Source organism: Thermoanaerobacterium sp. RBIITD (assembly GCF_900205865.1).
Taxonomy (GTDB): domain Bacteria; phylum Bacillota; class Thermoanaerobacteria; order Thermoanaerobacterales; family Thermoanaerobacteraceae; genus Thermoanaerobacterium.
On the sequence record NZ_LT906662.1, the window covers coordinates 107421 to 125804 of the forward strand.

At 31.5% G+C, this 18384-nt stretch carries 16 protein-coding genes; all 16 read right to left on the reverse strand.

Annotated features, from left to right (window positions below):
* Nucleotides 1-4: 4 nt before the first annotated feature.
* On the reverse strand, nucleotides 5-850 hold the full coding sequence (locus tag CPG45_RS00545) for a prephenate dehydrogenase (protein WP_096230149.1): 846 nt from the start codon (nucleotides 848-850) through the stop codon (nucleotides 5-7).
* Nucleotides 847-1863, reverse strand: a complete 1017-nt coding sequence (gene aroF / locus CPG45_RS00550; RefSeq protein ID WP_096230150.1) for a 3-deoxy-7-phosphoheptulonate synthase — start codon at nucleotides 1861-1863, stop codon at nucleotides 847-849. The genes CPG45_RS00545 and aroF overlap by 4 nt, the downstream gene beginning before the upstream one ends.
* Before the next feature lie 25 nt (nucleotides 1864-1888).
* Nucleotides 1889-2713: a prephenate dehydratase gene (gene pheA / locus CPG45_RS00555; protein ID WP_096230151.1), complete on the reverse strand. Its 825-nt coding sequence runs from the start codon at nucleotides 2711-2713 to the stop codon at nucleotides 1889-1891.
* Nucleotides 2714-2766: 53 nt separating this feature from the next.
* The gene (locus CPG45_RS00560; RefSeq protein ID WP_096230152.1) at nucleotides 2767-4395 is read right to left on the reverse strand and encodes an AMP-binding protein; all 1629 of its coding nucleotides are present in this window, start codon (nucleotides 4393-4395) and stop codon (nucleotides 2767-2769) included.
* A 175-nt stretch (nucleotides 4396-4570) separates the two neighbouring features.
* Nucleotides 4571-5938 carry a SpoVR family protein gene (locus CPG45_RS00565; protein ID WP_096230153.1) on the reverse strand — a complete coding sequence of 456 codons (1368 nt, stop codon included), beginning with the start codon at nucleotides 5936-5938 and terminating at the stop codon, nucleotides 4571-4573.
* 4 nt (nucleotides 5939-5942) lie between these two features.
* Nucleotides 5943-7112 (reverse strand): sporulation protein YhbH, encoded by a 1170-nt coding sequence (gene yhbH / locus CPG45_RS00570; protein ID WP_096233397.1) that lies wholly within the window; start codon nucleotides 7110-7112, stop codon nucleotides 5943-5945.
* Nucleotides 7113-7117: 5 nt separating this feature from the next.
* Nucleotides 7118-9040, reverse strand: coding sequence for a PrkA family serine protein kinase (locus CPG45_RS00575; RefSeq protein ID WP_096230154.1), 1923 nt, complete (start codon nucleotides 9038-9040; stop codon nucleotides 7118-7120).
* A 302-nt stretch (nucleotides 9041-9342) separates the two neighbouring features.
* A complete protein-coding gene (gene aroB / locus CPG45_RS00580) occupies nucleotides 9343-10413 on the reverse strand; it encodes a 3-dehydroquinate synthase (protein WP_096230155.1) in 1071 nt (356 codons plus the stop codon).
* Between the two features lie 168 nt (nucleotides 10414-10581).
* Complete coding sequence (sdaAA, locus tag CPG45_RS00585) at nucleotides 10582-11460, reverse strand: L-serine ammonia-lyase, iron-sulfur-dependent, subunit alpha (RefSeq protein ID WP_096230156.1); 879 nt, start codon at nucleotides 11458-11460, stop codon at nucleotides 10582-10584.
* Between the two features lie 26 nt (nucleotides 11461-11486).
* Nucleotides 11487-12155: an L-serine ammonia-lyase, iron-sulfur-dependent subunit beta gene (sdaAB, locus tag CPG45_RS00590; protein WP_172856434.1), complete on the reverse strand. Its 669-nt coding sequence runs from the start codon at nucleotides 12153-12155 to the stop codon at nucleotides 11487-11489.
* Between the two features lie 18 nt (nucleotides 12156-12173).
* Nucleotides 12174-13970: an oligoendopeptidase F gene (gene pepF / locus CPG45_RS00595; protein WP_096230157.1), complete on the reverse strand. Its 1797-nt coding sequence runs from the start codon at nucleotides 13968-13970 to the stop codon at nucleotides 12174-12176.
* A gap of 11 nt (nucleotides 13971-13981) precedes the next feature.
* Nucleotides 13982-14209 (reverse strand): hypothetical protein, encoded by a 228-nt coding sequence (locus CPG45_RS00600; protein ID WP_096230158.1) that lies wholly within the window; start codon nucleotides 14207-14209, stop codon nucleotides 13982-13984.
* Between the two features lie 4 nt (nucleotides 14210-14213).
* Nucleotides 14214-14837, reverse strand: a complete 624-nt coding sequence (locus CPG45_RS00605; protein ID WP_096230159.1) for a cyclase family protein — start codon at nucleotides 14835-14837, stop codon at nucleotides 14214-14216.
* Nucleotides 14824-16302: a glucose-6-phosphate dehydrogenase gene (gene zwf / locus CPG45_RS00610; protein WP_096230160.1), complete on the reverse strand. Its 1479-nt coding sequence runs from the start codon at nucleotides 16300-16302 to the stop codon at nucleotides 14824-14826. Before zwf ends, CPG45_RS00605 begins: the two co-directional genes overlap by 14 nt.
* 15 nt (nucleotides 16303-16317) lie before the next feature.
* On the reverse strand, nucleotides 16318-17214 hold the full coding sequence (gnd, locus tag CPG45_RS00615; RefSeq protein ID WP_096230161.1) for a phosphogluconate dehydrogenase (NAD(+)-dependent, decarboxylating): 897 nt from the start codon (nucleotides 17212-17214) through the stop codon (nucleotides 16318-16320).
* Nucleotides 17215-17340: 126 nt separating this feature from the next.
* Entirely contained in the window at nucleotides 17341-18372 is a 1032-nt protein-coding gene (locus tag CPG45_RS00620) for a hypothetical protein (RefSeq protein ID WP_096230162.1), read from the reverse strand.
* Between the last annotated feature and the right edge of the window lie 12 nt (nucleotides 18373-18384).

Below are 18384 nucleotides of genomic sequence, written 5' to 3' on the forward strand. Positions count from 1 at the left end.
CATTTTAAAGAGATATGCTCTTTCGAATTTCCCTTGCTGTATCGAAAAATCTACATATTGATTGGATATCATTGCTATCAATGAATGAAATAAATTCATTAAGCATTTTTTCATAATTTACAAGAAGTTCCCTTATTATATCTTTATTGCTAATAACTATATCTTTCCACATCTCTGTCTGAGACATAGAAATCCTTGTTGTATCTTTAAATCCGCCTGCGGCAAATTTTATTGCATGCAAATCTTCTTTATATGCAAAATTAGTCAATGTCGCAGATAGTATATGTGGAACATGACTAATAATCCCTGTTATTTTGTCATGTAAGACATCGTCAATAATAACAGGCTTGGCACCTATTTTTTTAATTATATCATCAATAAACATATTTACAATCTCTGTAGGAGTGTTTTTATGTGGCACTATAAAATAGCTGTTGTCTTTAAAAAGATTAACATCACTTGCATAAAAGCCAGACTTTTCAGAACCAGTCATTGGATGTCCACCAATAAAATAAGTGTTCTGCGTTAATACTTTATCAATCATATCCATTATAGACTTTTTAGTACTTCCGACATCGGTAATAATACATCCATCTTTCAAGTAAGGAATTACATTTTTTATACAGTTTATTATTTCACCAACAGGTGAACAGATAAAAACAACATCTGCGTCTAAAGTTGATTGAATATTTTTAATTCCTTTATCTATTATGCCTTCTCTAATTGCTTCATGAATATAATTTTCATCTATATCAACACCGATTATTTTAATATTTGTATATTCTTTGATTGCTTTTGCCAGCGAACCTCCTATAAGTCCAAGCCCAATTATTGACACTTTTTTAATCATTCAAAATCACGTCCTATAGCATTAGCAATAGATAAGATTTCCTTAGTCAACATGTCAAATTCCATTGGTGTAAGTGATTGAGCACCATCTGATAAAGCATTTTGGGGATCTGGATGCACTTCAATGATAAGACCATCGGCACCAGCAGCTATTGCGGCTTTTGCCATTGAATTTACAAGAAACGATTTTCCGGTTCCATGACTTGGATCTACTATTATCGGTAAATGGCTCAGTTTTTTAATTACAGGAACTGCACTTAGGTCTAAAGTATTCCTTGTGTATGTTTCAAATGTCCTTATACCTCTTTCACAAAGTACCACATTTTCATTACCTTCACTTAAAATATATTCAGCAGCATTTAACCATTCTTCAATAGTTGCTGCAATACCTCTCTTTAAAAGAACAGGCATATCAGACCTACCAATTTCTCTAAGCAATGAGAAATTCTGCATATTCCTTGCACCTATCTGAAGTACGTCTGCATATTTTGAAACAACATCTATTGAATGTATATCCATTACTTCAGTTACAATTTTAAGACCAGTATATCTTTTTGCTTCATAAAGCATTTTAAGACCTTCTTCTTCAAGCCCTTGAAAAGAATATGGAGACGTCCTCGGTTTATATGCACCGCCTCTTAAAAACTTTGCTCCTGACTTTTTCACCGCTTCTGCACTTTCAAAAAGCTGCTCTCTGCTTTCAACCGCACATGGACCTGCCATAATAACTATATTTTTATCTCCAATTAAAACGCCATCGACATCAATAACAGTTGATACAGGGTTAAATGTACGACTTGCAAGTTTGTATGATTCTACTATAGGTACAACTTTTTCTACACCATCCATTAATTCGATAGGTTTATCATGAAGTTTTTTCTTATCTCCAATAACGCCTATTACAACTCGCTCTTCACCTTTAGAAATGTGTGCTCCAAGATCAAGAGATGACAAAAGATTTGACACATCAGAAATTTGCTTTTCTGTAGCATTTGGTTTCATTACAATTACCATATTAAATTTCCTCCATTCTACCGTTTTACTTATATTTGGGATATGATCCTAATATTTTCAAAAAATCCGTTTTACCATTTAATACATTTAAAACTTTGATAATATGATTATCGCACCTATGGCCTTCAATGTCAACCCAAAAAACATATTCTCCAATTTTTCTTCTTGATGGTCTAGACTCTATCTTAGTCATGTTTATGTTCTCATTTGCAAAAACTTCAAGTATTCTATATAAGCTTCCCGGTTCATTTGGTACTGAAAAAACTAATGATGTTTTATCGTAACCTGTATACATAGAATCTTTATGTGCAAGTACAATAAATCGTGTAAAATTATTCTTTATGTCTTGTATATCTTTATCTATTATTTTTGCATCATATATTTCAGCCGCTCTCGCATTTCCAATGGCAGCCGCATCGTATTTGTGCTTTATCTCAGCAACTGCTTTTGCTGTACTGTCAGAATTTATAATATTTGCTTGCGGAAAATTGTCTTTAATATATTTTCGACATTGTGCCAATGCCTGCGGATGTGAAATGATTGATTTTATATCATTAAAATCAATCATTTTGTCCGCAATAAGACAATGGGAAATTGGCAGTACTATTTCATCTTTTATTTTCAAACCTTCAGCATCGTTAATAAGCATATCCAATGTCACATTTACAGAACCTTCTATAGAATTCTCTATAGGAACTAAAGCTTCATCGCCTATATTGTTGCTAATACGCATAATAATATCGGGTATGGTTTTTACCTCTTCGACGCAATAGCCTTCTTTCCCTTTTATATATGTCAAAAGAGCCTGCTCAGAAAATGTACCTTTAGGGCCGAGATAATATATGTTCATATGACACCCCTTTATGATATTTTCTGATATTTTAATACTTTCTAATGATAAAGTCAAGAAAAATTTAATTCAGAAATAGCCATTTCTCTTAAGCGATATTTCTGCACCTTACCACTTGTTGTCGTAGGAAATTCACTTATTATCTTCACATACTTTGGTATTTTGAATCTCGCTAATTTTTGTTTTGCATATTCTATAATGTCATCTTCCGCTAAATGATAGCCTTCCTTTGGTATCACATATGCCATTATTTCCTCACCGTATTTCTCATCGGGTACACCTATAATCTGTACATCTTTAACACCAGGATGGTGGTATAAACATTCTTCGATTTCTGTCGGAGAAATATTTTCACCACCTCTTATGATCATATCTTTTAATCTGCCTGTAATTCTCAAATATCCTCTTTCGTCAATTTTTCCAATATCACCTGTATGGAGCCAACCATCAGGTTCTATTACTTTTTCTGTTTCTTCTTTCATTTTGTAGTAACCTTTCATTATGTTATAACCTCGAGCTATAATTTCTCCTTCAACACCTATAGGTAATTCATCTCCAGTTTTGGGATCAACGACCTTCATCTCAATTTCTGGAAAAACATATCCAACTGTCGAAACCCTATCTTCTAAAGAATCATCAACACTTGTCTGTGTTATACCCGGCGATGCCTCCGTTAACCCATATACACTGGTAATTTCTCTCATGTTCATCTTTTCTACAACGGCTTTCATAACTTTTATAGGACATACAGAGCCTGCCATGATACCTGTACGCATATTTGAAAAATCAAATTTATTGAAATCTTGATGGTTAAGCATGGTTATAAACATAGTGGGAACACCGTGTACTGCAGTACACTTTTCCTTATCCAAAACTTCCATAACTGTTAATGGGTTAAAATGATCAACTAATACCATTGTCGTTCCTTTTGATAGGCACGCCATTACTGAAAGAGTATATCCGAAACAGTGAAAAAGCGGTACAGTAATACAAAGTTTATCATTTGTTGTAAACTTCATTCGTGTTGCTATGGCATCACCATTATTTAAAAGCCCATAGTGTGTAAGCATCGCACCCTTAGGAAAGCCTGTTGTTCCTGATGTATATTGAATGTCAATTACTTCATCGGGTTTTAAAGAGTTTTGTATTTCATAGACTATATTATCATCTTGCATATTGCCAATTTCTAATATTTCATCAAAATTATACATTCCGGGATATATATTCTTACCGATATTTATTATATAATTAAGATTAGGAAATTTTTCAGAATGAAAATTATCCTTTTGAGATCTCTTAAGATTAGGCATTAAATCATAGATTGTTTTAACATAATTTAATTTTTTATATCCATCTATTAATATAATAGCTTTAGAGTCTGATTGCTTAAGAATATATTCCACTTCGCTGTCCTTATATTCTGTATTCACTGGAACGAGAGGACAACCAATTTTTGCAGTTGCAAAAAGTGTTATTATCCATTCTGGTACGTTAGATGCCCATATAGCTACATGGTCACCTTTTTTTAAACCTATTTTCAGAAGACCTTTTGCTAATCTATTTGCAATATTTTTTAGTGTTTTGTAAGAATATCTTAATTTACCTGATACAACAAGGGCATCCTGATCTGGATATTTGCTTGCAATATGGTCAAGGTATTGCCCTAACGTCATATTAATCATATAATCCACTCCATTCATTATAATAATTAGTAGCTGGTATTATTATTTTATTATAGCACTATGTCATATAAAATTAAAAGTCTAAAATTTTTAATCATTCTTAAATAATTTTCAAATAAAACATTTACTATAGTTTTTTTGTGTTATTCACATAAAAAAAGCAGGTTAAACCTGCTTATGCGTATGAAATATTTTTTTCTTCATCACATATTATATCGGAAGATTTCCCATTAATATTTGTTTTTAATATTACTCTGTGTCCCCATAATTCAACCGCGTATTTTAAAGTTTCCTCAGCATATTTTACATTTAACTCTCTACCATCAAAAACATGTTCCAATGTCAATGTTTTATCTTTTTTAGACATATCAATTACTCTTATATAAGGTATCATTCCCATTCCTGCTGAATCGCTCAATGTATTTCTTATTTTCTCAAACCCCTCTTTATCAGGTACTTCCGTTATAATATAGTCATTTCCGAATTTCCCATATTCAAATAAATTTAATTTATTGCATAATTCTTCAGTGAGGTACCTTCTTATAAATGTTTGATCTCTATCGAGAAGCCTTACTTCAAATAATTTTTTAACGCCATGTTTTTTTTCTAAATCTTTATATATTTCAAAGCCTAGATAATAAGGGTTGATACTTCCACTTACGGGTGCAACAACATCATTATGCCTTTTAATAAATTCAAGGTGTAAATTTGTTGGTAATTCAAGTCTATTTAAGATTCTATAGTGCCAAAAACTTGCCCAACCTTCATTCATTATTTTTGTTTCTATTTGTGGTATGAAATATTCCGTCTCCTCACGAACTGTTTCCAATATATCTTTTTCCCATTCTGATAAATCAGAATATTTTATTATAAAGTATAACAAATCATCCTCTGGTTGAAGTGGTATTTTACTTAGATCAGGTGGTTCCAATTGTATCTTTGGTTCAATAAGGCTATGCTTTGATGTTTTTTCTTTGTAATCTTCAATTAATCTTTTTTTGAGTTCTTCATCGCTTATTCTTTTTTCACCGATTGCTCTTGATATTTGATATCTTAATGCATGTGCAGCATTTAAAATCTTTTCCACATTTTCATAACCTATGCTTGGATCATTAATATAGCTCCTTATTCGGCTACCATGGTTCTTAAACATTTCAACAGTATATGATGCATTTGTACCTATCCTAAATAGTCTGTTATTCTTAAAAAAATCGTTATGCCCATATACATGTGCCATAGTTAAAATTTGAAGAAGCAACGTATTATCTTTGACAAGGTATGCTATACATGGATCAGAATTTATTACCATTTCATAAGGAAGACCTGTTAGATTGTATCTATAAAGCGATTTAATCCTTTCATATGATTTGCCAAAACTCCAGTGGGGATACCTTGAAGGCATTCCCACATATGCTTCATATGCAATCATATCATCGTAACTTATTATCTCAAACTCTTGTGGATAATAATTGAGCCCTTCATCATTTGCTATTTTTTCAATTTTTTTATTCCATTCTTCAAGCTCTTTAATTGTATACTCCATATTATCACGCATCCTTTAAATCTTTTTGAAGCATTGATTTGAGCGACGGCCATAAATCCTCTTTGCGTTCTATAGTAGCAATTACAAAATTTCTATATTTTATTTGTTCTAAATACTTTTTCTTTATAGTACTAGAATAAAACCTTGGCATTATTTCTCCATAGCCGAAAAGGTTACATACTTCACAAAGCTTTTTGGCCATTTCTATTGCCTTTACATCATCTTCATTCCAGTTATCACCATCACTTAAATGAAAAGCATAAATATTCCAGAATTTTGGACTATACCGTTGCTCTATAATTTCTAAGGCTTTGTTATATCCACTAGAAATATAAGTTCCTCCTGATTCAACTTTATGAAAAAATTCATTTTCATCTACTTCTTTTGCAACTGTCGAATGTGCAACAAATACTATTTCCACATTCAAATAACGCATTCTTAAAAATTGATAAAGAAGGAAAAAGAAAGACCTTGCAAGGTATTTCTTTGTTTGGTCCATCGACGCGGATGTATCCATGATGCAAATAACAACTGCATTAGACTCTCGCCTCTTAGATTCTTTTATCCGATAAAATCTTAAATCATCATTTTTGAATGGAAATCTCTGTATCTTCTCATCCAAATCTGCTTCTTTTAAGGCTCTTTTCATAGACTGTTTTCTTTTTAATTTCTCTAAAACTGTTCTCTTCTTTGCAAGTCTTGGAGGTATTCCATTTCTTTGATATCCTGACCTCTTATTGGAGTTCTCTGACAAAATTTCAGAAAACTTTTTTCTATCAAGATATGGAAGGTTTAGGTCTTCGAAAAGGAAATATATCAAATCCTCTATTGTAACGTCAGTTTCATAAATATCTTCTCCTTCTTCATTGCCAGCGCCTAAATTACCCTTTCCTTGACCATTTTCACCAACACTTCCTATCTTATCTCCTCTTTTTTCAGTACCATCACCACTTCCAATACTGGGGATATTTCGCCCATAAATAAATTGATATTCTTTAAGCCCTCTTATCGGTATTTTTATCTTTTTGTCCTTGCTTTGCCCTATTATGCTTTCTTCTGATATTATATCAACAAGATTTTTTTTGATTGATTCTTCCACAAGCTGACGGTGTCTTCTTCTATCTTCAACAGCCCTATCATGTTCTATTGGATTGAATTCCCTAAAAATTGCCATAGTCATCAATCCTTCCAAAGATTATTTGCAGCATATTTTAATACAACGTCACAGCAGTAGTCGCAATATCCATTTGCTTTCATCTCTTTGACCATAGCATTATATTTTTCATCTTGATCTTTATCTCTGACTTTTGATTTTGTAATTATTCTTGAAAGTTCTTTTACAGAAGCTGTTAATTTCTTTTCTATAGCCTCTTTCAATGGTTCATATGCAGTATAATCGATTTTGCCCCCGTTTCTAATTAGATAGAACATATACGATGTTACATCTAGTCTGAAACCTTTTGCAGAGCTTTCTGTTATACCTATCTGCTCCTCTATAGACCTCATAAATTTCTCGTCTGGTTCTAACTGTTCCCCTGTTGCCCTATCTTTAATTCTCGTTTTATTTACATATGCTTCGGCATGGTCAAGATAGTTATTAAATAAGCTTTCAGCTTGTTCTTTGTAGCTCATGATAAATGCCTTTGTAATTTCCTTTTCAAGCATTTTATTGTATTCTTTACGAATGGTATCTTGTAAAAATGCTAAATATTTCTTTTTTTCATCATCTGATATATCAAGTTCTTTTACAGATTTTATCATATTCTCCATAACACTTAAAGGATTGATACAGTCATATTCAGAATTTGAAAGTGCATTATCAATAGCTTTTATTATAAATCTTGTGGATATACCTGACATTCCTTCCCTTAAACCTGCTTCTTCTCTCAGCTCCATGATGTCAATCTTTTTCGTTGTTCCTTTTTCGACTATTTCTTCTCCATTATAGATTTTCATTTTTGTCAATGGATCCACTTTATTTGATGGTAATAGTCTTGATAATATGGCAAACATTGCTGCAACTTCTATTGTGTGTGGTGCTATATGTGCTTTAAAGTTACTCTTTTTCAAAATCTTTTCATATATTTTTATTTCTTCATTTAATTCAAGACAATAGGGAACTTCTATTTTTACTATTCTATCGAGAATTGCCTCATTTGTATGATCTGATTTAAATTTGTTCCATTCTGCTTCATTTGAGTGTGCTAATATGACGCCGTCAAAATATATCATTGATCCTTTTCCAGGTGAAGGTATCGACTTTTCTTGTGTTGCTGTAATAATTGTATGAAGGTATTCTACATCATTTTTAAATACTTCTATAAATTCAACTATTCCCCTATTTCCTACGTCGAATGCTCCATTAAGTGAAAATACACGCGGATCATCTTCTGAATATAAATCCATCTTTGAAATGTCTACACTTCCTATTAAAACGGATGTATCCTGGTTATTTGGATCTACAGGTGGTACAACGCCAATTCCTTTTCTTGATCTTATAGAAAAATCTGTTGAAACTACAGGAAATTTTTCGTATTCACCATGATATTCATTTTTAAGCCTGTATCTGCATATAGGGCACAGATCTCCTTCAATTTCTACACCAAGTTCTTCCTCAAATTCTTTTCTCAAATGCTTAGGAACAAGATGCAATGGCTCTTCTCTAAGTGGACAGTCTTTTAATGCATATATTGGTTCACTATTTTCAAGTGCTTTTTTAAGTGCTTCCATAATTGAAGATTTACCTGAACCAACAGGTCCAACAAGATACAATACTTGTCTAGACTCTTCACCCTTCATAGCAGCAGCATAAAAATAGTTCACAAGCTTCATTATAGTCTTATCAATACCATAAAAATCATCTTTAAAAAAATTATACTTTTTAATTGTTTCATTTCCATAAAGCCTTCTTATGCGAGGATTTTCTTCTGGCTTTAGAACTTCAAATCCCTTTTCGATAATTATGTCATACAATCTTTTATGAGCAAGCTTAGCTACTTCGGGATTTTTTTTAACTATATCAAGGTAATCCAAAAACGTACCTTCAAAATCATATACCTTTTTATTCTCTCTATCTTTCTTTATCAACTCCTCAAACTTCATTCAAATCTCCTCCTTTAATTATCACAAATATAACTATAAATAACTTGTCTTTATATTTCTTTATATATTTATGAAATAAAATATGGTTTTAAAACATCAAAAGTGGAAATTATATCTCTTAATTTATAGCCAGAATGGTTTTTTTATATTTAAAACTCTTTAGTCGAATATAAATTGTGAAATTTTAAATAAATATGCTTGCAAAAGTAAAAATATTAGTTTAATTTATTATATCAGAATTTTTATTTTTATTCAAGAATTTATGGGCAAAAAAATAAGGGATATTTCTGGATAACCCTTATTTAATTAAGAATATTTAATATCTCATCTTCTGTAACATCAAAAATATCGACTTTACCAGGACATTTAGGCAATATAAATTTTATTTTACTTTCACGATTTTTCTTATCGTGTTTTATAAGATTAACGATATCATTCTTATTTAAGTTGCCATAATTAATTGGCAATCCGGAAGCTTTAAGGAGTGACTTAATTCTTTCATAGTAACTTACATCAATATACTTTCTATTTAAAGCAATTTTTGCTGCACAAACCATCCCTATTGCAACAGCTTCTCCGTGTATATATTTTTTATATCCGGTTAATGCCTCTATTGCATGTCCAATCGTATGTCCATAATTCAAAATTGCCCGTAGATTGTTTTCTTTTTCATCAATTGAAACTATTTCACCTTTGATTTCACACGACCTTTTAATCAAATGTGAAATCATGTCATCATTTAAATTAAGTATTTCGCTAAGATTATATTCAATATAATTAAATAAATCTGCATCCCTAATAATACCATATTTAATTATTTCTGAAAGACCGCCTCTTATTTCTCTTTTATTTAAAGTTTTAATCACCCCTGTGTCTATAAAAACTGCTTTCGGTTGATGAAATGCACCAGCTATATTTTTCCCATTTTTTAAGTTTACGCCTACTTTCCCTCCGACACTGCTATCTACTTGTGCAAGTAGTGTTGTAGGAACTTGTATAAAATCTATGCCTCTCATATATGTAGCAGCAACAAAACCTGCTATGTCCCCTACTACTCCCCCACCTAATGCTATTATTGTGCTATCTCGTAAAAGTTCGTGCCTATAACACTCTTCTAGCAGTTCTTTGATCGTTTCTAAATTTTTGCTCTCTTCACCAGCCTTAATGATTGTATGAAAAGTATTATTACCACTAAGCTCCAATGACTTTTCTAATATGTTTAGATATAAATTGGAAACATTGGAATCGGTAATTATAAAAATTTTATTACTCCTTAAATGTTTTTCAATATAGCAGCTTAAGTTATTTAGCATCCCCTTTGATATGTATATAGGATATGAATGTTCTTTCAAATTAATATTTACGATTTGCAATGTATCAGCTCCTTTACGATTTGTACAAATAATGATTATTTATGCATATATTATAATAGAAAATTAAATAAAATAAAACAATTTTAAACCTCTTTGCGAGGTTATGCCGATATTTTTATATAGGTTAAATTAAAATGGCTTATCCAACGTAAAGGATAAGCCTCAAATCTATTTTTTAAAAAATTCATTTTTAAATTTTATCCCTGTAAGCGTTTTGGCAAGTCCACCTTCTGCAGTTTCCTTTAACGCACACGGAATCATCCTGCCAACCTTTCCCATTGCATCAACAACTTCATCAAAGGGTATAAAACTTTTAATACCTGATAAAGCCATATCTGCGCATATCAATGCATTTGCAGTTCCTATAGCATTACGTGTCATACAAGGTATTTCAACAAGCCCAGCAACGGGATCACACACAAGTCCGAGTAAATTCATTATTGCAAAAGATGCAGCATTAAACGCTTCTTCTGGTGTCCCACCCATTAATTCAACTAATCCAGCCGCTGCCATGGCAGATGCAGAACCAACTTCAGCTTGGCATCCACTTTCAGCACCTGACAATGAAGCATTCTTAGCAATGATAATTCCTATACCAGAGGCTGTAAATAAAGCATATGCCAATTCCTCATCGCTTTTACCAAATTTTTTTCCAATGGTAATAAGAGCTCCGGGTATCACACCACTTGAGCCTGCTGTAGGTGCCGCTACAATTTTACCCATCGATGCATTGACCTCGGAAACTGCAATAGCTGATGCTACAGCCTTCGAAACTGTTTCACCTGATATTGTAAAATTATTGATAATTTTATCATACAGTTTTTTTGCATCGCCGCCTATTAAGCCGCTTACTGATTTCACATCATCTTTAAGCCCCTTTTCAACAGATCTTTTCATTATCTCAAGAATCTTAATCATATCATTAAAAATAGATTCTTTGTCTTTTCCAGTCATTTCATTTTCAAATAGTAAAACCACTTTTGATATTGGTAAATTATACTTCTTTGTGAGTTCTATTAGCTCATTTCCATGGTTAAATTGATACAAATTTTTCACCCCAGATTATCATGTTATCATATACTATTTATGATAATAGCCTTTTCAATACCGTCAATATCTTCGATGACCATTCGTGCATCGTCAGGTATATTTTGATCTGATTCTATCACCATAATCGCGTTATCACCTTTTAACTGTCTATATACCCTCATAAAGGCAATATTTATCTCATAATCAGATAAAACTTTTGTAACCTTTGCTATAATACCTGGTTTATCTACGTGTTTTGTAATCAAGGTCTCATACTCACCAGTAAATTCTACATTCATGCCATTTATCTCTTTCAATACTACATTACCACCACCTATTGAAGAGCCTAGTATGTTTGTCACATTGCCAGTTTTACCTCTTATTATAATCCTTACTGTATTAGGATGTGGCGCTTCCTCATTGCTTTCAATAAAAGTAAAAGATATATTTTGCTCCTTTGCAAGTTCGAAAGACCTAGGCAACCTATCATCATCTGGGTCGAGACCCAATATACCTGCTACAAGTGCTTTCTCTGTACCATGGCCTTTATATGTATGTGCAAATGATTCAAAAAGTACAAATTGTACATCCTTGATATCATCACCAGCTACCTGTCTTGCTATTTTAGATAGCCTTGCAGCACCTGCAGTATGAGAACTGCTGGGTCCTATCATTATAGGACCCATTATGTCAAATACACTATATTCTCTCACTTTTATCACCTATTATATTTATATTATTAAGCCATCTATTTCATCGAGTAGTGATTTAAATACATTTAATGCATTTAAAATGGGTTCTTTAGTTGTAAGGTCTACACCAGCTTTTTTAAGAAGGTTCAATGGATAGTCTGAACCCCCACTCTTTAAAAATTCCTTATACCTGTCTACAGCGGGTTTTCCTTCGTTTAAAATCATTTGTGACAATGCTATTGCGGCAGAAAATCCAGTTGCATACTTATATACATAAAAACTTGTGTAAAAATGCGGTATCCTTTCCCATTCATAATCAATACCGTCATCAACTACTATATCATTACCATAATAATATTTGTTTAGCTCATGATATTTTCTGCATAATTTTTCAGGTGTTAAAGACTCACCTTTTTCAGCTTCTTCATGTGTGAACTTCTCAAACTCAGCAAACATAACCTGCCTATATATTGTCCCTTTAAATTCCTCAAGGTAGTGATTTAATAAATATAATTTCTCATTTTTATCAGTAGCATTTTCAAGTAAGTAGTTCATCAAAATTGCCTCATTGCAAGTTGATGCGACTTCTGCAACAAATATTCTGTATTGTGAATTTATATACTGCTGTGTTTTATTCGAATAATATGTGTGTAGCGAATGTCCCATCTCATGTGCAATTGTAAATACATCATTTAGTTTACCTTGATAATTCAATAACACATATGGATGTGTCCCATATGCTCCCCATGAATATGCTCCAGAGGTTTTTCCTCTATTTTCATAAACATCTATCCAATGTGAGTTAAACCCATCTTTTAAGATATTAATGTATTCATCCCCTAAAGGACTTAAACCTTTAATTACAATCTCTAATGCATCTTCGTACTTGTACTCTTTATCATAATCTTTTACAAGTGGTACATAAAGGTCGTACATATGTATTTCATCAAGTTTAAGCATTCTTTTTCTTAATGCCACATATCTATGAAGCAAATCAATCTTTTCATGTATAGTATTTATTAAATTATCATATACCTCTTTTGGTACATTATCATCAAAAAGTGATGCTTCAAGTGATGACTTATGATTTCTCATCCTTGAATAAAATATATCTTTTTTAACATTAGAATCTGTTGTAGATGCATAAGTATTTACAAAACTTTTATATACACTGTACAATGCATTAAATGCATTCTTCCGCACTTCTCTGTCTTTACTTTCCATAAATTTTATATAATTCCCATGTGTTATCTCAACTTCATTACCATCTTCATCTTTAATCACAGGAAATCTAATATCTGCATTGTCAAGCATTCTAAATACATTGCCTGGTGCTTCAGCCATAATTCCACTTTCAGCAAGTATCATTTCTTCACTTTCTGATAATGTATGCGGTTTATATCTTAAAAGATCTTCTAAAAAATGTCTATATACGCTGAAATCTTTATTTTTATCAATATAACTTTTCAGTGTACTCTCGTCAATTGATAATATTTCTGGGACAATAAAAGATGTTGCACTCGATACCTCGATACTAAGTCGCATTGCTTTATCTGCCAGTGCTTGATATTTTCCATTGCCATTGTCTTCATCCCTTTTCATTCTTGAAAAGACAAATAGCTTTTCCGTAATCATGCTAATTTCTTCATTTAATTTAAGTACATCTAAAAGGGCATTTTCATCTTTTATCTTTCCTTTATAATTTAAGATGTCATTTATTAATTTCTTAACATTGTCATAATCTTTATTCCAATCTTCATCATTTGCATATATATCCTCAAGCCTCCATTTATATTTATCATCAATATCCTTTCTATCTTTAAGCTTTTTATCCATTATAAACCTCCTCATTTATTCTCTTTAATTTTTAACTTTTTTAACATGTTTCCATTTGAGAGTGCGTTTTTAAAAGCATCTGCATCATTTTGCCCATTTTCACGGTTTTTAAGCACTTCTCTTAAAGTATTTTCTCCATACTTTTCTATAAGTAACACTACCAACTGGTTAACATCATCAATATTTATATTAGTATTACCTACTATGAAATTCCCTATATTATACATATTTAATTTCATATCACTAATCTTCCTTTAACAGTAACGCTCTGGCTGGTGCTGCCTCTGCTCTATCTATCTTCAATGGAGCTGCAAATAATGTATATTCTCCTTCTTCGATGTCTTTTAATCTCAATCCTTCAAGTATTGTTATATTATTGTTGAGCAAAATTTTATGTGTTTCATGGTTCTCTTGCGCTCTTTCAATCCCTAGAGAATCTATACCAACACCTATAACACTCTTTTCCTTAAGATATTCTGCGCCACTCATTTCAAGATATATAAACTCTAAGTTAAAAACCTCGTCAAAAGAATTTTTCGTCTTTAGTAAAATAAATTCGCCACTTTTTATATCCTTATTTTTTAAATCATCTACGGTGATTTTTTCATTTACATTTGTCATATCAAGAACTTTACATTTTGAAATAGCCTTATTTATATCATAGTTTTCAATTGTATCTCCACCCTCTATCATGTGAAGTGGTGCATCAAAATGTGTCCCTGTATGCATGTCCATACAAATTCTCGACTCATGAACTTTATCAGCAGGAAAATCCTTATTCACAATTAGATTAGGCCTTTTATCTAGTTTATTTTTATATACAGGCATATAATGGTTTATATTCATTGATATGTCATAAATTTTCATTATTAGAGCCTCCTATATTCCACCATTTAAAGTTGTCTTTTAAGATAAGCTTATCTGCCTCTATTGGTCCCCAAGTACCAGCTTCATAATTTGGAAAATTCGGTTTTTCATTTCTCCACACTTCTGCAATTTTATCAACGTATTTCCATGAGTACTCAACTTCATCCCATCGTGTAAAGAGTGTTGAATCACCTCTTAGAGCATCATATATCAATCTTTCATATGCTTCAGGTGAATTGCTGCCTACTTGGCAGTTCTGACAAAAATCCATTTGAACTGGAATTATTTTGTTAGAAGTGCCTGGCTTTTTGGCATTAAACTGTAAAAATACACCTTCTTCTGGTTGAATTTTTATAACTAATAAATTTGGTGTCAATCCACCATTTTCTTTAAAAAACAATATGCCCGGAAGAGGCTTAAACTGCACTATTATCTCCGTAGATTTAACCGGAAGTCTTTTCCCTGTTCTAATATAAAAAGGTACACCGGCCCACCTAAAGTTTTCTATATATATTTTTAAAGCGACATATGTTTCTGTATCTGAGTTAGGTTTGACCTTTTCTTCTTCTCTATATCCCTTGTATTGCCCTCTTATAGCATTTTTTAATACAAGTTCTGGGGTAAGTTCTTGTAGTGATTTTAACACTTTTACCTTTTCATCATGTATAGATTCAGTTGAAAGGTCTACAGGCGGTTCCATGGCTGTCAGTGTTATAAGCTGTAACATATGGTTTTGTACCATATCCCTTAATGCTCCGGCTTTTTCATAATAACCACCCCTATTTTCAATACCAACGGTTTCACTTGAGGATATTTGAATATTATCTACATACTTGTTATTCCAAACAGGTTCAAAAAAAACATTTGCAAATCGTATAACCATAATATTCTGGAGCATTTCTTTGCCGAGATAATGGTCAATCCTATAGGTATTTTTTTCTCTAAAAACTTCAGTTATCTTTTTATTAAGGTATTTAGCCGAATTCAAATCCTTCCCAAAAGGTTTTTCTATCATAACCCTCTGCCAGGACCTATTATTTTCAACCATGCCATGCTCATTTAATTTTTCGACTATAAGTTCAAAATACTCTGGTGCAACAGCCAAATAAAATATTCTATTACCATTTGTATTGTAATTATCATCCAGTTCACTTAATAATCCTTTCAAATGTGTATAACCATTATCATCGTGAAAGTCAAACTTTTGATAATAAATTTTATTCTTTAATACTTTCCAGACATTTTCATCTAATTCTATCCTTGAAAAATTCTTTATTGATTCGTAAACTTCATTGCGATATGACTCATTAGTTTTATCGCGTCTGCCAACTGATACAATACAAAAATTTTCTGGGAGGTTTTTTTCAAATAACAAATTATACAAAGCTGGCATTAACTTTCTATGTGTCAAGTCGCCAGTTCCGCCAAATATAACCATAATACTTGAAAACTCATTTAATGACATATTTGCCACCTTCTTTTACTTCTTTTCTACTGCGTGACCACCAAATTCATTTCTCAGTGCTGCAACAACTTTGCCAGCAAATGTATCATTTTCTTCTGAACGATATCTCATAAAAAGGGACTCTGCAATAACAGGTACTGAAACTTTTAGCTCTAAGGCTTCCTGAACAGTCCATAACCCTTCACCAGATGAATGCATAACGCCTTTTATTGCCTCTAATTTAGGATCTTTTTTGAATGCATCTATCATTAACTCCATTAACCAACCACGAATGACGGATCCATGATTCCATACTCTAGCTATCTCTTTATAATCAAAATCAAATTGACTCTTTTCAAGAACTTCAAAACCTTCCCCTATCGCTTGTAGCATTCCGTATTCAATCCCATTATGAACCATTTTAACAAAATGTCCTGTACCATTTTTTCCAGTATGTAAATAACCATTTTTTATACTAATATCTTTTATAATCGGTTCTATATATTTGAATACTTCATCTTCTGCGCCGACCATAGTACATGCACCATGTCTTGCTCCTTCTATCCCACCGCTTGTTCCAACATCAACAAAATCTACTCCTTTAGATTTAAGCATTTCATATCTTTTTAATGTATCTTTATAATATGAATTGCCACCATCAATTATAATATCATGTTCCTGTAAATGTGGTAAAATTTTATCAATCATTTCATCAACAGGACTGCCAGCTGGCACCATAAGCCATATAACTCTTCTTCTATCTAATTTATCTACTAATTCTTTTACACTATAAGCACCAGTAATGCCCACTTTTTCTGCTTCTTTTACTCTTTCTAATGTCCTGTTGTATGCAACAACCTCATGTCCATGGTCTCTCATATTTAATGCAAGATTATACCCCATTTTGCCAAGTCCAACAAGTCCTATTTTCATAAAATCACTCCTTAATAATAATTATTTTATGATATAATTTTTCTAAATAATATTATACTACTTTTTCCTAATTAAATAAAATATTAAAAGAAAAAGTAAGGTTTTAACCTCACTTTTAGTATTCTCTTAATATTTCTTTAATATAATATTATCTCCATTTCTATATTCAAAATAATTTTCGTTATAAGTAATAAATTCACCTGGTCCGTATATTTTTTTATTACTAAATAAATTTATTAAATCTCTTCCATTATCTATTTTATAAAGATTATCATCCTTAGGGGCTAAGAATATCTCATCTGGTTTTATAGGATTATCAATGTCTATTGGATGCCAGTCCTTTAAAGGATCATCGGCCTTCCCATAATAAATTTTTACTATCAAATTGTTTTTCAGTTTACCAACATATATATAATCACTGCTGTCGATACCAATTAAAGAATACTTTTCTTTGCTTAAATATATATCATTTTTACCATTCTTTATAATATGCACAATATTATTGGATGATTCATATATAAGGTTGTCTGTTTTTTGTGTTTCATACATCTTTTCAATCTTACTTACAGGTAACTTTATCTCTTTTACTTCTCCCATAATATTTATTTGAAATAGTTTATCATCTACGTTATTACCAGCTACATTAATATATATAATATTAGTTAAAGGAGAAACTGTCAAATCCGTTACATGGCTCTTATATGAATTATAAACAGTTTTATTTACACTATTGCTTTGGTCATTGTCAACATCATATGTTTCTATATTTAAATTTTCTACCTTTTTAATTAATTCTTTATGCAAATATAATACCCTATTTCTATCGCTAAGCCATTTGTAATAATCGATATCATTACCATCTATATATATAGATTTGACTATTTTAGAAGTTTTTGTATCTAAAATTATAAGTTCATTATTTAGAATATACGACAAATATTTTCCATCATATGAAGGTTTTATATTAGTAGCATTAGAAGGAATATTTACCTTTATCTCGTTTATTTCATTGCTATTGCTCGTATTTGTTGTAACAATCTTTTTAGTCTTAACCATTGCAGAATCTGTTAAAAAATAATTATTAACATAGAATAAAACTACAAATTGTAGCACAAATGATATTACTATCCAAATAGCAATTTTTCTTAGTATTTTCATATTATCCTCCTA